The sequence below is a fragment of the Streptomyces sp. NPDC051105 genome (genome assembly GCF_040682795.1).
In the GTDB taxonomy this organism is placed as follows: Bacteria; Actinomycetota; Actinomycetes; order Streptomycetales; family Streptomycetaceae; genus Streptomyces.
On sequence record NZ_JBFBBR010000023.1, the window covers coordinates 42592 to 59625 of the forward strand.

8 protein-coding genes are annotated in these 17034 nt (G+C 74.5%); 7 read left to right on the plus strand and 1 reads right to left on the minus strand.

All coding sequences use genetic code 11. The features are described from left to right. The first annotated feature begins 298 nt into the window (after positions 1 to 298). The 6 genes from AB0N16_RS37995 to AB0N16_RS38020 are packed head-to-tail and all read left to right on the plus strand — an operon-like array spanning position 299 to position 15175. Positions 299 to 7225 (plus strand): SDR family NAD(P)-dependent oxidoreductase, encoded by a 6927-nt coding sequence (locus AB0N16_RS37995; protein WP_365804973.1) that lies wholly within the window; start codon positions 299 to 301, stop codon positions 7223 to 7225. A gap of 1 nt (position 7226) precedes the next feature. Next, positions 7227 to 11816 (plus strand): beta-ketoacyl synthase N-terminal-like domain-containing protein, encoded by a 4590-nt coding sequence (locus AB0N16_RS38000; RefSeq protein WP_365804975.1) that lies wholly within the window; start codon positions 7227 to 7229, stop codon positions 11814 to 11816. Continuing rightward, entirely contained in the window at positions 11813 to 12130 is a 318-nt protein-coding gene (locus AB0N16_RS38005; protein ID WP_351706099.1) for an acyl carrier protein, read from the plus strand. Before AB0N16_RS38000 ends, AB0N16_RS38005 begins: the two co-directional genes overlap by 4 nt. Positions 12131 to 12133: 3 nt before the next feature. Further along, positions 12134 to 12949 carry an alpha/beta fold hydrolase gene (locus AB0N16_RS38010; protein ID WP_365804977.1) on the plus strand — a complete coding sequence of 272 codons (816 nt, stop codon included), beginning with the start codon at positions 12134 to 12136 and terminating at the stop codon, positions 12947 to 12949. Further along, complete coding sequence (locus tag AB0N16_RS38015) at positions 12946 to 14136, plus strand: glycosyltransferase (protein ID WP_365804979.1); 1191 nt, start codon at positions 12946 to 12948, stop codon at positions 14134 to 14136. The genes AB0N16_RS38010 and AB0N16_RS38015 overlap by 4 nt, the downstream gene beginning before the upstream one ends. Beyond that, complete coding sequence (locus AB0N16_RS38020) at positions 14120 to 15175, plus strand: class I SAM-dependent methyltransferase (RefSeq protein ID WP_365804981.1); 1056 nt, start codon at positions 14120 to 14122, stop codon at positions 15173 to 15175. The genes AB0N16_RS38015 and AB0N16_RS38020 overlap by 17 nt, the downstream gene beginning before the upstream one ends. A 4-nt stretch (positions 15176 to 15179) precedes the next feature. Here the strand turns inward: AB0N16_RS38020 and AB0N16_RS38025 are convergent, their stop codons facing one another. After that, positions 15180 to 16124, minus strand: a complete 945-nt coding sequence (locus tag AB0N16_RS38025) for a lysylphosphatidylglycerol synthase transmembrane domain-containing protein (protein ID WP_365805091.1) — start codon at positions 16122 to 16124, stop codon at positions 15180 to 15182. 263 nt (positions 16125 to 16387) lie between these two features. Here AB0N16_RS38025 and AB0N16_RS38030 point away from each other — a divergent pair, with 263 nt between their 5' ends. Beyond that, positions 16388 to 17026, plus strand: a complete 639-nt coding sequence (locus AB0N16_RS38030; protein WP_365804983.1) for a DedA family protein — start codon at positions 16388 to 16390, stop codon at positions 17024 to 17026. The last annotated feature ends 8 nt before the right edge of the window (positions 17027 to 17034 follow it).

The window sequence follows — 17034 nt, forward strand, 5'->3', positions numbered from 1 at the left end:
ACGGGGTGTTGCGTCGGGGTGAGTGCCGGATGAATGACCGGGACACTTTGACGGTCTTGTGATGGTGTGACGCCAGTGCTCCACCAGCTCGACCGCCGTTCCGGTGCAGAGGATTGCTCGGATTTTCGGCTCTTGCGGTGAATTCCCCCGACTGGCCGAATCAATACCCCCGGCCGTGATAGGGCCGTTCCGTTATTGACCCGCGAGTAACGAGCTCGCTAGTTTCCGGGGGCCTCACCCCGAGCTCTCCGCCGCACACATCCCCCACCGTGCTGTCCTCCCGATTATTCGGAGCATCATGACGTCCCCTGTGCGTGCCGTCGACCTGATCATGTGCATCACCCCTTTCGGAGAACCCGATGCCCGGCTCGCCACCGCGGTCTGTGCCGCCGGCGGACTCGGTGTCCTGGACCTGGGGCGCGGTGACCGAAGAACCCGGGAGGCGCTGGCCCGGCTGAAACGGGCGGCGCCGGCACCGTACGGCGTGCGGGTCGCCCCCGGCTGCGCACTCGCTCCGCAGGACCTCGGCCCGGCACCCGACACGGTGGTCCTGGCCGCTGGCGCGCCCTGGACCGTCGGCCAACTCGCGTCCCACAGCCGCGTGTTGGCCGAGGTGACCGATCTGGCCGGGGCCCGCGAGGCGGTCGCGGCCGGAGCGCACGGGCTGATCGCCCGGGGCGCCGAGAGCGGCGGCCGGGTGGGCGGCCTGAGCACCTTCGTCCTGCTCCAACAGCTGCTCGACACGCCCGAGTTGGACGTACCGGTGTGGGCCTGCGGAGGCATCGGGCCGCGTACCGCGGCGGCCGCGGTGGCCGGCGGTGCGGCCGGAGTCGTCCTGGACAGCCAGCTGGCCCTCCTCGCCGAGTCCCGGCTGCCCGAGACGACGGCGGCCGTACTGCGCTCCCTGGACGGCGCCGAGACGACCGTCGTGGCCGGTCACCGGGTACTGCACCGGCGCGGCCCGGACGCCGTGCGGCCGCCCGCCGGCGACCCGGCCGCGGTCGCCGCGCTGCTGGGTGCCGAGGACCTGCGCACCCAGCTGCTGCCGGTGGGGCAGGACGGCTTCCTCGCCGCCCGGTTCGCCGAGCGGTGGGGCGATGTACGGCGGACCGTACGGGAGTTGACGGCGGCGATCCGGGAGGGCGGCGGTGCCGTCGCCCCGGCCGCGGTACGGCCCGAGACGTCCGCCCCGGACGCGCCGAGGCCGGGCCTGTCCGCCCCGGACGCGTTACGGCCCGCCACCTCCGCCATGAGCCGCGCCCTCGGCACCCGGCTGCCCGTCGCCCAGGGCCCGATGACCCGGGTCAGCGACCGGGCCGCCTTCGCCGCGGCCGTCGCCGACGACGGGGCGCTGCCCTTCCTGGCGCTGGCCCTCGCCGACGGCGCCCGCACCCGGGAGATGCTCACCGAGGCCAAGGCGGCACTGGACGGCCGGCCCTGGGGCGTCGGCGTGCTCGGCTTCGCCCCCGAGGAACTCAGAAACGCCCAGCTCGACGCCGTACGGGAACTGCGGCCCAGCCACGCGATCATCGCGGGCGGACGCCCCGCCCAGGCGGAGGCGCTGGAGCGGGCCGGGATCAGCACCTTCCTCCATGTGCCCTCGCCCGGGCTGCTCCGGCAGTTCCTGGAGGCCGGGGCCCGCCGGTTCGTGTTCGAGGGCTCCGAGTGCGGCGGCCACGTCGGACCGCGCGCCAGCTTCCCGCTGTGGGAGGCCCAGCTCGCCGTACTGGAGGACTTCCCGGAGGCCCAGGGCCTGGAGGTGTTCTTCGCCGGCGGCATCCACGACGAACGCTCCGCGGCCATGGTCGCCGCGCTCGCCGCGCCGCTGACCGCCCGGGGCGCGGCCGTCGGCCTGCTCATGGGCACCGCCTACCTGTTCACCGAGGAGGCCGTGGACCGGGGCGCGATCCAGCCCCTCTTCCAGCGCCAGGTCAGGGCCGCCGCCTCGACCGCCCTGCTGGAGACCGCACCCGGCCACGCCACCCGCTGCGTGCCCAGCCCCTTCACCCTCGGCTACCACAAGCGCGAGGCGGAACTGCGGGCGAACGGCGTACCGGACCGACGGCTGTGGGAGGAACTGGAGCGGCTCAATGTCGGCCGGCTGCGCATCGCCAGCAAGGGCGTCGACCGCGCGGACGGCGGCGAACTGGCGCCGGTCGACGAGCAACGTCAGCTCAACGAGGGGATGTTCATGGCCGGCGAGGTCGCCGTGCTGCGCTCGGCGACGACCACCGTGGCCGCCCTGCACCACGCCGTGACCGACGGTGCCGCCGACTTCCTGGTCCAGCGGCGGCGAGAACCCGAACCGTACGAGGAGCCGCCCGCCCCCGCCCCGCTCGACATCGCGATCGTCGGGATGGCCGGCATGTTCCCGCACGCTCCCGACCTCGCCACCTTCTGGGCCAACGTGGTCGCCGGACACGACGCGGTCACCGAGGTCCCGCCCGAGCGCTGGGACCCGGCGGTCCACCACACCGACGGCACCACCACCTCCAAGTGGGGCGGCTTCCTGCCCCCCATCCCCTTCGACCCGCTGAGCTACGGCATCCCGCCCGCCTCCCTCGGCCACATCGAACCGGTCCAGCTGCTCGCCCTGGAGGCCGCCCGACGCGCCCTGGACGACGCCGGATACGGCACCCGGGGACGGGACTTCGACCGCTCCCGCACCTCCGTGGTCTTCGGCGCCGAGGCCGGCAGCGACCTCTCCAACGCGGCCACCCTGCGCGCCGTACTGCCCTCTTACTACGGCAAGGTCCCCGACGGTCTCGAAGAGCAGCTGCCCCGGCTCACCGAGGACTCCTTCCCGGGCATGCTCGCCAACGTCATCTCCGGGCGGATCGCCAACCGCCTCGACCTGGGCGGCGCCAACTACACCGTGGACGCCGCCTGCGCCTCCTCGCTGGCCGCCGTCGACGTCGCCTGCAAGGAACTCACCGCCGGCACCAGCGACGTCGTGCTGTGCGGCGGCGCCGACCTGCACAACGGCATCAACGACTACGTCCTCTTCTCCTCGGTGCACGCCCTCTCGCCGACCGGCCGCTCCCGCGCCTTCGACGGCTCCGCCGACGGCATCGCGCTCGGCGAGGGCGTGGCCTGCGTCGTCCTCAAGCGGCTGGCCGACGCCGAACGCGACGGGGACCGCATCTACGGCGTGATCAAGGGACTCGGCTCGTCCAGCGACGGCCGCTCCCTGGGCCTGACCGCACCGCGCCCCGAGGGACAGCGGGCCGCGCTGCTCCGCGCGTACCGCAACGCCGGCGTGTCCCCGGCGCAGGTCGGCCTGGTGGAGGCGCACGGCACCGGCACCGTCGTCGGCGACCGCACCGAACTCACCATCCTCAGCGAGGTGTTCGCGGAGGCGGGTGCCGAGAACGGCGGTTGTGCGCTCGGTTCCGTCAAGTCCCAGATCGGGCACACCAAGTGCGCCGCCGGACTCGCCGGGCTGATCAAGACCACCCTCGCCCTGCACACCGGGGTCAAGCCGCCCACCCTGCACCTCGACCGGCCCAACGCGGCCTGGAAGGAAGAGGACAGCCCGTTCGCCTTCCACACCGAGGCCCGGCCGTGGGCCACCCCCGCCGCCGAACGGCTCGCCGGGGTCAGCGCTTTCGGCTTCGGCGGCACCAACTTCCACGTCGTGCTCGGCGCCTACGACAGCGTCGTACCGCCGGAGCAGGGGCTGGACCTCTGGCCCGCCGAGCTGTTCCTGTTCCGCGGACGGGACGAGAAGGCCGCCCACCGGGGCGTCGAGGAGATCCTGCGGGCCGCCGAGACCGGGTCGTGGCGGCTGCGTGACCTGGCGCTCGCCGCCGCCCGCCGCGCGGACGCCTCGCACGAGCCGGTGCGGGCCGCGGTGGTGGCGCGTGACCCGGACGAGCTGACCGGGCAGCTGCGGCGGGTCCTCGCGGGCGAGCACGACGCGGCCGCCGGCCTCCACCTGGCCGACCCGGCGGCCGACACCGACGCCAAGGTCGCGTTCCTCTTCCCCGGCCAGGGCAGCCAGCGCCCCGGCATGCTCGCCGACCTCCTCGTGGCCTTCCCCGAGTTGCAGCACTACCTCCAGCTCGGCCGGGCCCACGCCGGCCCCCTCTACCCGCCGGCCGCCTTCGACGACACCACCCGTGAGCGCCACCGGGCCGCCCTCACCGACACCCGGGCCGCCCAGCCCGCCCTCGGCATCACCGGCCTCGCCGCCCACGCCCTGCTGACGGCGGCCGGGGTCCGCCCCGACATGGCCGCCGGACACAGCTACGGCGAACTCGTCGCCCTCGGCGCGGCCGGCGCCCTCACCCCCGAGGCCCTCCTGGAGCTGAGCGTCGAACGGGCCGCCGCGATCCTGGCCGCCGCGGGCGACGAACCGGGCACCATGGCCGCCGTGTCCGGCCCGGCCGAGGACGTCGAACGCGCGCTGCGCACCGCCTCGGTCCCGGACTCGGTGGTGGTCGCCAACCACAACTCGCCCCAGCAGAGCGTGATCTCGGGGCCCACGGAAGAAGTCACGGAAGCCGTACGGCTGTTGCGTGCGGGCGGGCTCGGCGCCAAGCGGATCCCGGTGGCCTGCGCCTTCCACAGCCCGGTGGTCGCCGGCGCCGGAGAGCGGTTCGCGGAGGTCCTCGCGGAGACGCCCGTACGACCGCCCGAGTTCCCGGTGTGGTCCAACCGCACGGCGGCCCCCTACCCGTCGGATCCCGGTGCCGTACGCGCCGAACTCGCCGCCCAGATCGGCTCCCCCGTCGCCTTCGCCGCCCAGATCGAGGCGATGTACGAGGCCGGGGCGCGGGTCTTCGTCGAGGCCGGCCCCGGCACCGTCCTCACCCGGCTCGTCGGGCAGATCCTCGGCGACCGCCCGCACACCACGGTGGCCTGCGAACCCCGTGCCGACAGCGGGCTGCGCGGCTGGCTCGACGCACTCGCCCGGCTGGCCGTGGCCGGGGCACCGGTACGCACCGCCTGGTTGCTGCGCGGCCGTGACGCCGTGGACGCGGTCCGCACCCCGGTGCCCAAGCGGCCCGGCTGGACGGTCGACGGACAGCTCGTACGCACCGCCGCCGGAGACCTCCTGCCCGGTGCCCTCGCACCGGCCCGACGAGTCGTGGAGACGACTGTGACGACGAACCAGCCGTACGGCGCCCCGGCCGACCGGGACGCGCTGATCTCCGAGTTCCTGCGCACCAGCCGGGAGATGATCGCCGCGCAGCGCGATGTGCTGCTCACCTACTTCGGGGCCACACCGGGGGCGGTGCCCGCCGCGCCGGTGTCGCCGCAGCAACTCGCGCCCGCACTTGCCCCCGCTCTCGCGCTTGCTCCCGCCCCCGCACTCGCGCCCGCCGAAATCGCCGTACCCCAGCCGGAACCGGTGGCCGTGCCGGCCGTGCCCGCCGGGGCGGCTGCGGAGACCGACGTCGAGCGGATCGTTCTGGAGATCATCAGCGAGCGCACCGGCTACCCCGTCGACATGATCGAGCCCGACCTCGATCTGGAGGCGGACCTGAGCATCGATTCGATCAAACGGGCCGAGATCGCCGGGGAGCTGGCGAAGCGGCTCGGTATCGCGGGCGGGGCGGAGACCCTGGACGACGCCGAGCTGGAGGAACTGGCCAAGGCGCGGACGGCCGCGGCCGTCACCGGATGGCTGCGGGCGCGGGTCGACAGCGGCGGCCGGCAGGAGGAGACGGCCACTGCCACCCCCGGCGGCACCATGGACAGGACGGGTACGGCGGCCGAGCCGGCGGCGGCCGCTTCGGCCGAGGAGATCCCCCCGGGCGAGGCACCGAAGCGGTTCGAGATGCGTCCCGTCGCGCTGCCGGAGCCGGACCCCGTGGCCGACCCGGCCGCCCTGCTGTCCGGCAGGCGGTTCGTGATCCTCGGAGACGGCGCCCACCTGGCGGAACGGCTCTCCGCTTACGGCGCCGAGTGCGTGGCCGTCGGCCCGGACCACCGGCTCGGCGAGGCGGACGGACCCGTGGACGGAGTGCTGTACCTGGGCGCGCTGCCCGCCGGTGACACCCCCGTGCTGCCGGACGCGTTCCCCGTGCTGCGATCGGCCCTGGCGCGCCGCCCGCGCTGGCTGCTGGCCGCCCGGCCCGCCGAGGGCGAGGACGCGGCCCGCTCGGCCGGACTGCACGGGCTGTTCCGTACCGTCGCCCGGGAGTACCCGGAGACGGTCGCCCGGGTCGTGACCCTCGCGGACACCGGACCGGCCGCCGTCGCCGAAGCACTGCTCGCCGAACTGCTCGCACCCGAACCGGCCCCCGTCGTCCTGTACACCGCGGCCGGCCGGCAGGGCCTGGAGCTGACCGAGGTGCCGCTGGGCCCGCTCGGCAGCACCGGCGCCGGACCCGCCGGGGAGGGCGCCGCCGAGGCCGCCGCGCTCGGCCTGGACCGGGACTCCGTGGTGCTGCTGGTCGGCGGGGCCCGGGGCATCACCGCGAAGTTCGCGGCCGGCCTCGCCGCCGCCTGCCGCTGCCGTGTCGAACTGCTCGGCCGGACCCCCGCGCCCACCGGCCCCGAGGCCCCGGACACCGCCGCCGCGGGTACCCCCGCCGAACTCCGCGCGGCCCTCGCGGCCCGGGGTGGACTCAAGCCCGCCGAGGTCAACCGGGAGACCGAACTGATCCTCGCCCAGCGGGAGATCACCGCCACCCTGGACGAACTCGCCGCGCTCGGCAGTGAGGCGCGCTACCGGGCCGTGGACTTCCGCGACCGGGACGCCGCACTCCAGGCCGTCAAGGAGATCCACGCCGACCACGGCCGCCTGGACGGAGTCGTCTTCGCGGCCGGGGTGATCGAGGACCGGCTGATCGCCGAGAAGACGCCGGAGTCCTTCCAGCGCGTCTACGGCACGAAGACGGGCGGCGCGACCACCCTGCTCGCCGCCCTCGAGGAACTGCCCAACGGGCCCGGTTTCGCGGTGCTGTTCGGCAGCATCTCCGCCGTCCTCGGCAACCGCGGCCAGGTCGACTACGCCGCCGCCAACGACGCCCTGGAGAGCCTCGGCGCCGACTGGGCGGACCGCACCGGCAACCGGGCACTGACCGTGCACTGGGGGCCGTGGGCGCCGACCGGCGGCCACACCGGCATGGTCAGCCCGGAGCTGGGACGCGAGTACGCCCGGCGCGGGATCAAGCTGATCGACCCCGACGAGGGCGCCGCCGCACTGCTGCGCGAACTCGCCTGGGGCGCGGAGTCCGTCCGGGCCGTCGTCTACACCGCGTCGGGCTGGTGACATGACCGACGACCGACGGACACCGGTCGCGATCGTGGGCATGGCGGTGCTGCTGCCCGGCGCCGCAGGGCTCGACGCGTACTGGAGAAACCTGCGCGACGGCGTGGACGCGATCGGCGAGGTGCCCGCAGGGCGCTGGGACGCGGACTACTACCGGCCCGGCTCGGCGGCCGGCCCCGCCGTCCCCGACCAGGTGTACTGCCGGCGCGGCGGCTTCGTGGACGGCCTCGCCGAGGTGGAGGTCACCCGGTACGGCATCATGCCGAACTCCGTCGACGGCACCGAGCCCGACCAGCTGATCGCCCTCGACGTGGCCGCCGCCGCGATCGCCGACGCGGGTGGCGAGGACCGGCTGCCCGACCGGCACCGGATCGGGGTGGTCCTGGGCCGGGGCGGCTATCTCACGCCCGGTCTGGTCCGCCTCGACCAGCGGGTCCGGACGGCGGGGCAACTCGTGCGCACCCTGGGCGAGTTGGTGCCCGACCTCACCCCCGGCCAACTGGCCCGGGTGCGGGCGGCGTTCACCGAGCGGCTCGGGCCCGCCAGCCCCGAGTCCGCGATCGGCCTGGTGCCCAACCTCGCCGCGTCCCGGATCGCCAACCGTCTCGACCTGCGCGGCCCGGCCTACACCGTGGACGCGGCCTGCGCCTCCTCGCTGGTCGCCGTCGACCAGGCGGTCACCGAACTCGCCGCCGGGCGCTGCGACCTGATGCTCGCCGGGGGCGTGCACCACTGCCACGACATCACCCTGTGGAGCGTCTTCTCCCAGCTGCGCGCGCTCTCCCCGAGCCAGCGCATCCGCCCCTTCCACCGCGACGCCGACGGCATCCTCATCGGCGAGGGCACCGGGGTCGTCGTCCTCAAGCGCCTCGCCGACGCCGAACGCGACGGCGACCGCGTCTACGCCGTGATCCGCGGCACCGGCGTGGCCAGCGACGGCCGTACCGCCGGACTCGTCAGCCCCGACCCCGGCGGCCAGACCCACGCCGTACGCCAGGCCTGGCGGGCCGCAGGTCTCGACCCCGCCGCTCCGCACTCCGTCGGGCTCCTGGAGGCGCACGGCACCGCGACCCCGGCCGGCGACGGAGCGGAACTCACCACCCTCGCCGAGGTGTTCGGGCCGCGCGGCGGCAGCGACGAGCGGGCCGTGCTGGGCTCCGTGAAATCGATGATCGGCCACACCATGCCGGCCGCCGGAGTCGCGGGGCTGGTCAAGGCCGCCCTCGCCCTGCACCACGCCACCCTGCTGCCCACCCTGCACTGCGACGACCCGCACCCGGCCCTCGCGGACACCCGCTTCCGCACCCTGGACCGGGCCGAGCCCTGGGAGACCGCCCCCGACCAGCCGGTGCGCCGGGCCGGGGTGAACGCCTTCGGGTTCGGCGGGATCAACGCACACGTGGTGCTGGAGGAGGCACCCGGCAAGCGTGCCGCAGCCGTCGAGCACGCCGCGCACGCCGCGCACGTCACCTCGGTCACCGAGCCCGAGCGCATCCTCCTGCTCGCCGCCCGCACCCCCGAACAGCTCGCCGCCGCCCTCGCCGCCGACGACTCCGCCGTCCTCGTCGCCGGTCTCGCCCCCGACCGAACCCACCCGGAGGCCGGTCCGGCCCGCCTGGGCATCGTCGACCCCACCGCCAAACGGCTCGCCCTCGCCCGCCGCGCGGTCGGCAAGGGCCGGGCCTGGCAGGGCCGCAACGACGTGTGGTTCCGGCCCGCCCCGCTCCTCGACACCGGCAAGCTGGCCTTCGTCTTCCCCGGTCTGGAAGGCGAGTTCACTCCCCGCGTCGACGACATCGCCGCGCATCTCGGCCTCCCCACCGTCACCGGCCCCGCCCCTCAGGACGTAAGGGTCGGTGACGTAGGCCGTCATGGGTTCGGCGTCGTCGGCGTGGGGCGGCTCCTGGACACCGCGCTGCGCCGGATGGGCGTGGTCCCGGACGCGGTCGCCGGGCACAGCGTCGGCGAGTGGACGGCGATGGTCGCCGCCGGTCTCTACTCCGGCGACCAGGTGGACGCGTTCATGGCCGAGTTCGACCCTGACGCGGTCACCGTCCCGGGCCTCGCCTTCGCCGCCGTCGGCGCCCCCGCGGAGCGGGTCCTGGCCGCCCTGGACGACGACTGGGCGGACGCCGGGATCGTCCTCTCGCACGACAACGCGCCCGGCCAGTCGATGGTGTGCGGTCCGGACCGGGCCGTGGCGGACTTCGTCCGCGCCTTCCGCGCCGACGGCGTGCTGTGCCAGGTGCTGCCGTTCCGGTCCGGTTTCCACACGCCGATGCTGGAGCCGTACCTGACGCCCATCAAGGAGGCCGCCGAGCGCTTCCGGCTGCACCGGCCGACCGTCCCGGTCTGGTCCGGCACCACCGCGGCCCCCTTCCCGCAAGCCGAGGCGGAGGTACGCGAGCTGTTCGTCCGGCACCTGCTGGAGCCGGTCCGGTTCCGGCAGCTGGTCGAGGCCCTGTACGCCGCCGGGCACCGCACCTTCGTCCAGACCGGCCCCGGCCAGCTCGCCTCCCTCATCGCCGACACCCTCGGCGACCGCGACCACCTGGCCGTCGCCGCCAACTCCCCGCACCGCTCCGGCCTCGCCCAACTCCGGCGCGTGGCGACGGCGTTGTGGACGGCGGGCGGGTCCGTGGCACCGGCCGTCGTAGCGGTCGTCCCCCCCACCAGCGGCGCGAGTACGCCGGTACGACACCGTCCGCCCGTCCGCCTCGACCTGGACGGCGCCCTGGTGTCCCTGGACGGCCCGGTCCTGCACCGGCTCCGCGCCGAGCTGGGGCGTACGCAGGCCCCCACCGGTCCGTCCCCGCTCGACGACCTGGCCGTCCGCGTCCCGGCCGCCGCCGAACTCAGCGCGCTGCTGCGCGACACCGCGGACACGGCGGTCGCCCTCCTCACCGCACGCCGGACACCGGCCTCGCCGGCTCCCGCGGTCCTGTCGACTCCCGCGGCCTCGCCCCTTCCGCCGGCCCCGCCGGTTGCACCGGTTGCACCGGTTCCGTCGGCCCCGCCCGCCCCCCGTGCCCCCGAGAGCCGCACCACCACCGTCCGGGTCTCCCCGGACACCATGCCCCATCTGCTCGACCACTGCTTCTATCCGCAACGCCCCGGCTGGCCGGACATCGAGGACCGGTGGCCGGTCGTCCCGGCCACCACCATCGTCCGGCACCTGATGGAGGCGGCCGAGGAGGCCACCGGACTGCGGGCGGTGGCCGTGCACGGCGCCCGGTTCGACCGCTGGCTCACCGCCACGCCTCCCGTCGACGTCCCGGTCACCGTCACCCCCGAGGGCCCCGGCCGTGTCTTGGTCGCCTTCGGGCCCACCGCCCGCGCGGTCGTCGAACTCGCCCCGGGCCACGCGCCGCCGCCCACCGCCCCCACCCCACCGCCGGCCCCCGAACGCACCCCCGACCACACCGCCGCCCAGCTCTACTCCGAGCGCTGGATGTTCCACGGCCCGGCGTTCCAGGGCGTCACCGAACTCACCGCGATCGGTGACCGGCACGTCCGTGGCGTGATCACCACGCCCGCCGCCCCGGGCGCCCTCCTGGACAACGTCGGCCAGATCCTCGGCTACTGGATCATGGCCACCCGCACCGAGCGGACCGTCGTCTTCCCGGTGGGGATGCGGGAGATCCGCTTCCACGGCCCGCATCCCGCACCCGCCACCGAAGTCGGCTGCCTGGTGCGGATCACCTCGCTCACCGACACCGTCCTGGAGGCGGACGTGGAGCTGACCGTGGAGGACCGGGTGTGGGCCCGGATCGAGGGCTGGCAGGACCGGCGCTTCGACAACGACCCGCAGACCCGCCCCGTCGAGCGCTTCCCCGACCGCAACACCCTCTCCGAGGCGCGGCCGGGCGGCTGGGCACTGGTCCACGAACGCTGGCCGGACCTCGCCTCCCGTGAACTGATCATGCGCAACTCCCTCGGCGGAGTCGAGCGTTCGCAGTACGCCGAGCACCCGCCGCGCGGCCGCAGACAGTGGCTGCTCGGCCGGATCGCCGCCAAGGACGCGGTCCGGCAGTGGCTCTGGCAGCACGGCGAGGGACCCGTCTTCCCCGCCGAACTCCGGGTTCGCAACGACGAGTTGGGCCGCCCCTACGTGACCGGCGTGCACGGCCGCACGCTGCCCGCGCTGGACGTGTCGCTCGCCCACCGGGCCGAGGCGGCCGTGGCGATCGTACGACCGCACCGGCCCGGACCCGGCCCGGGCATCGACATCGAAGAGGTCACCGAACGCGACCCGGCCGCTTTGGCGGCAGCCCTCGGCGCGGGCGAACTGCACCTGCTGCACGGACTTTCCGGAAACGGTTCCACAGCGCTGTGGTTCACCCGGTTCTGGGCCGCCAAGGAGGCCGTCGCCAAGGCGGAGGGCACCGGATTCGACGGCCGCCCGAGGGACTTCGCCGTCCTGGAGGCGGCCCCGGACGGCAGCCGGCTGCTGGTCTCGGGCCGGCTGGAACGCGTCTACCCGGTGCACTGCGCGCCGGTCCGCAATCCCCCCGCACTGCCGGACCGCGACTACGTCGTGGCCTGGACCACCGGACCGGCAGCCGCAGACCCAGAGGAGGACCCGCGATGAATCCGACCCAGCCCGAAGTCCGCGCCGACGAGGAGGCGGTGCTCGCCGACCTCACCCGGATGCTCCGTGTCCTCCTGGAGGAGTACGGCGACGACGACGCCGAGATCGGTATGAGCACCACCTTCAACCGTGATCTGGAGCTGGAGAGCATCGACCTGGTCACCCTCGCCGGGCTCCTGGAGGAGCGGTACGGCAAGCGGGTCAACTTCGCCGAGTTCCTGGCCGGGATGGAGTTCGACGAGATCATCGGGCTGACCGTCGGCCGGCTGGTGGAGTACGTCGTGTGGAGCCTGAAGGCCACGGAGGCGGGCTGAGCCATGGCGATCGTCGATACCGGAGACATCCGGCTGCACGTGCAGAGAATGGGCCCCGGTCAGGGCCGTACCCCGGTCGCCACCGTGGTCCTGGTCCACGGGCTGCTCACCGATAGCCTCGCCAGCTACTACTTCACCGTGGCGCCCGCCTTCGCCGCCTCCGGCCTGGACGTGGTCATGTACGACCTGCGCGGCCACGGCCGCAGCGGCCGGCCGGCCGGCGGCTACACCCTCGACCACAACATCGACGACCTGGAGGCCCTGCTCGACCAGCTGTCGATCACCGGCCCGGTCCACCTCGTCGGCAACTCCTACGGCGGCACCATCGCCTTCGGCTACGCGGCCCGTCACCCCGAACGCGCCGCCAGCCTCACCCTGATCGAGTCCGAGCCCGCCACCGCCGCCTGGGCGGACAAACTCGGCTCCATCCTGACCCGGGTCGTCACCGAACTCGCCCACAACGAGTCGGACGCGATCGCCTGGATCACCTCGAACCGCGGCCACAACACCGCCCGCCTGGCCAAGGGCGCGGCCCGGCTCGCCCGCGAGACCTCCCTCGGCCGGGACATCCCGGCCAGCCGGGTCCTGACCGAGGACCAGATCAGCGCCGTACGCTGCCCGGTCCTCGGGGTGTACGGCGGTGACTCGGACCTGGTGGAGGTGGTCCCGCTGAAGGAGGCCCTGCTGGCGGACTTCCGGTCGGTGGTGCTGCCCGGACACGAGCACTCGGTGCTGGTCGAGGCCGCCGGCACGGTCGGCGGCCACATCATGGAGCTGATCCACTCGGTCAGCGGGGCGCGGGCGGCCGGCGTCCGGTGAGCGGCTTCCTCTTCGTCGTACCGCCCCTGGTCGGGCACATCAACCCGGCCGTCGGCGTGGCCGCCGAACTCACTGCGCGCGGGCACCGGGTGGCCTGGGTCTGCCCCGACGCCGGGCTGCTGCGCCGGCTGGCGGGATCCCAGGCCCGGGTGTACCCGTGCGCGGGGACGGCCGAGGGCGAACGGCCCGCCGACCTGCGCGGCGCGGAGGCGCTGAAGTTCCTGTGGGAGTGGTTCCTGGTGCCGCTCGCCGAGGCGATGGCGCCCGGGGTCCGCCGGGCCGTCGACGACTTCCGTCCCGATGTCCTGGTCGCCGACCAACAGGCCTTCGCCGGCGCCCTCGTGGCCGAGCGGCTCGGCCTGCCCTGGGCGACCTCCGCGACCACCTCCGCCGAGTTCGGCGGCGCCTACGACGGCATCCCCAAGGTCGCCGAGTGGCTCCGGGCCCGGCTCACGGAACTCCGGAACCGCATCGGCGACCCGGCGGGCACGGCCGACCCGCGCTTCTCGCCGTATCTGACGCTGGCCTTCACCACCCCTGAACTGGCAGGCCCTACCAGTCAGATGACCGTTCGTCATGTCGGCCCGTCGATCTCGGAGCGGCCGGTGGCCGACGGCTTCCCCTGGGAGTGGCTGGACCCGAGCCGGGAGCGGGTCCTCGTCTCGCTCGGCACCGCCAACGCGGACGTCGGCGGGCGGTTTTTGGCCGAGTGCGTGGCCGCCGTACGCGAACGCGCCCACCGGGTACAGGCGTTGGTGGCCGACCCCGGCGGCACCCTGCCTCCCGCGAGCGACGACAAGGACATCCTGATCCTGCCCTCGCTGCCCCAGCTGCCGCTCCTGGAGAGGGTCGACGCGGTCGTCTGCCACGCCGGGCACAACACCGTGTGCGAGGCCCTGTGGCACGGCGTCCCGCTGGTCGTCGCCCCCATCCGGGACGACCAGCCGGTGATCGCCGGGCAGGTCGTCGACGCCGGCGCGGGCATCCGGGTCAGATTCGGCAGGGTCACCGCCCAGCGGCTGGGCGAGGCCCTCGACACCGTCCTGTACGAGCCCGGCCCGCGCACCGCGGCGGCCCGGATCCGCACCGCGTTCCGCGCCGCGGGCGGCGCACCGGTGGCCGCCACCCACCTGGAAGACCTGGCAGTCGACTCGCGATTCAGGAGACCCGATGAGCAAGCAGAGTGAGATCGAGGCGCTGCGCTCCGCCTACCAGCGGGACCTGGCCGACGGCGTCGACCGCTTCTTCGAACCCCGCCGCACCACCTGCCCCTGGTGCGGCTCCGACCGGCTGACCACCCGGCTGCGCACCACCGACCTGCTCCAGCACAAGCCCGGCCGCTTCCTCCTGGACCGCTGCCGGGAGTGCGGGCACACCTTCCAGAACCCGCGCCTGAACGAGACGGGCCTGGAATTCTACTACCGCGACTTCTACGACGGCCTCGGCGAAAAGAAGATGAGCGGCACCTTCGGCGGCCGCACCAAGATGTACCGGGGCCGTGCCGAGTCCATGCTCCCGCACGACGCCACCCCCAAGAACTGGCTCGACGTCGGCACCGGCCACGGCCACTTCTGCGAGGCCGCCCGCGAGGTACTGCCCGGCACCGCCTTCGACGGCCTCGACTTCACCGACGGCGTCGAACTGGCCGCCCGCGAGGGCCGTGTGGATCGCGCCTACCGGGGCGCCTTCCCCGAACTGGCCCCCGACCTCACCGCCGGCTACGACGTGGTCAGCATGTTCCACTACCTGGAGCACAGCACCGACCCCGACAGCGAACTCCGCGCCGCCCACCAGGCGGTACGACCCGGCGGCCACCTCCTCATCGAGGTCCCCGACCCGGAGAGCCGCTACGCCCGTCTCCTCGGCCGCTGGTGGCTGCCCTGGCTCCAGCCGCAGCACCTGCACTTCGTCCCCGTCGCCAACCTCCGCGCCCGCCTCACCGACCTGGGCTTCACGGTGGTCGCCGAACAGCACGCCGAGGCGCACGACCCCGTCGACCTGCTGGCCGCCGTCTGGCTCGCCCTGGACCACACCGCCCCGCGCGAGGACGGCCCCTGGTTGCCGACACCGCCCGGCGCCCTGCAGAAGACGCTCCGCGCCGCCCTGCTCCTCGCCGGCATCCCGGCCCTGATCGCCGGCACCCTCCTGGACCGGTTCGCCGTACGGCCCCTCTCCTACCGCCTCCGCGTCTCCAACGCCTACCGGATCGTGGCCCGCCGCGACTGAGCCCTCAGAGCACCTTGGCGCGGATCATCGCCGACAGCACCAGGGCGCCCGGCAGCAGCGGCACCCAGTCGGTCAGCACCCGGTAGCCGATCACGGTCGCGGTGGCCACCGCGACCGGGGAGCCGAACGCGGCCAGCGTGAACACCAGCGCCGCGTCCACCGCGATCCCGCCGGGCGCCGGCACGGCCCCGCCCGCGGTGCCCGCCGCCAGATACGCCAGGGTCACCTGCGCCCACGACAGCCCGAGCCCCAGCGCCTCCCCGGTGCAGGCCAGCACGCCGGCCTGCACCAGCGGCATCGCCGTCGCCCCGCCCCACAGGGCCAGCACCCGGGAGGGCCGGGAGTGCACCGTCCGGGCGTCGGTGAGCGCACACCGCACCAGCCCGGTGACCGGCCGCCGCAGCGGTCGTACGACCGCCACGGCCACGCCCACCAGGGTGAGCACGGCGGCCGCCGGGATCAGCACCACGCCGTCCGGGACCAGTTCGCCCAGCCGTCGCCAGGCGGACGAGGACAGCAGGAACCCGATGAGCACGACCGCCTTCGCACCCGACTTGGCCACCGAGTACAGGGCGACCGAGGCGGTGGCCCGCTCCAGGGGGACGCCCCGGGTGCGGAGGAAGCGGACGGTGACGGCGTGTGCGCCCAGTCCGGCGGGCAGCGCGTGGTTGGCGGCGCCGGCGGCGAACTGCGAGGCCAGCAGCAGTCCCGGCGGCAGCCGGTCGGGAACGGCACCCTGCCGCATGCAGGCGGCCACCACCCACGTCAGGCAGGTGAGACCGCCCGCGGCCAGCAGCCACGCGGGTTCGGCGCGGACGAGCCGGCCCACCCCCTCGTACAGCAGGGCCTGGTTGGTCAGCCCCCAGACCGCCGCGATGAGCAGCGGGGACAGACACAGGGCGAGCCGGAGCGGCCGGCCGGCCGTCGAGGGCGTCGAAAGGGCGCGCACGGGCGCGTCGGAGCGGAGCGAGGACAGTGACGACAGTGAGGACACGGGGACGTTGTCCTTCCACGGCGGGCCGCGGTGGGGAGCCGCAGGCGAGCGGGACCGCAGGCGTGCGGGACCGCTGGGGAGCCTTCCCGCCCCGTGTGACACCCGGATGTCGGAAAACCGAAGGCCGGGGGGCGGGCCGGTGCCGCGGGCACGGCCCTGCCCGGCCGACCGGGTAGCCTTCCTGGGGTACGCAGCACGCGACAGGGGAGGATCCGGCGGTGCACGTCCAGGAATGGCTCGACTCGGTGCCGGCGGTCGCCGTCTACGCCGTGGTGGCGCTGGTCATCGGGCTGGAGAGCCTGGGCATCCCGCTGCCCGGCGAGATCGTGCTGGTCTCCGCCGCGCTGCTCTCCTCCCAGCACTCGGGCGTCAACCCGTTCGTCCTCGGAGCCTGCGCCACCGCGGGCGCGGTGATCGGCGACTCCATCGGCTACGCGATCGGCCGCAAGGGCGGCCGCCCCCTGCTGGCCTGGCTGGGCAGGAAGTTCCCGAGGCACTTCAGCGAGGGACACGTCGCCACCGCCGAGCGCTCCTTCGAGAAGTGGGGCATGTGGGCGGTCTTCGTCGGCCGCTTCATCGCCCTCCTCCGCATCTTCGCGGGGCCCCTGGCGGGCGTCCTCCACATGCCGTACTGGAAGTTCCTGACGGCGAACCTGCTCGGCGGCATCTGCTGGGCGGGCGGCACGACGGCGGTGGTCTACTACGTCGGCATCGTCGCGGAGGACTGGCTGAAGAGGTTCTCGTACGTGGGCCTGGCGCTGGCGGTGCTGGTGGGCGTGGCGTCGATGCTGATCGTCAAGCGCAGGGCGAGCAAGCTACAGGAGAAGGAACCCGAGCTTGTCGATGCCGGGGAGTAGACGCACCT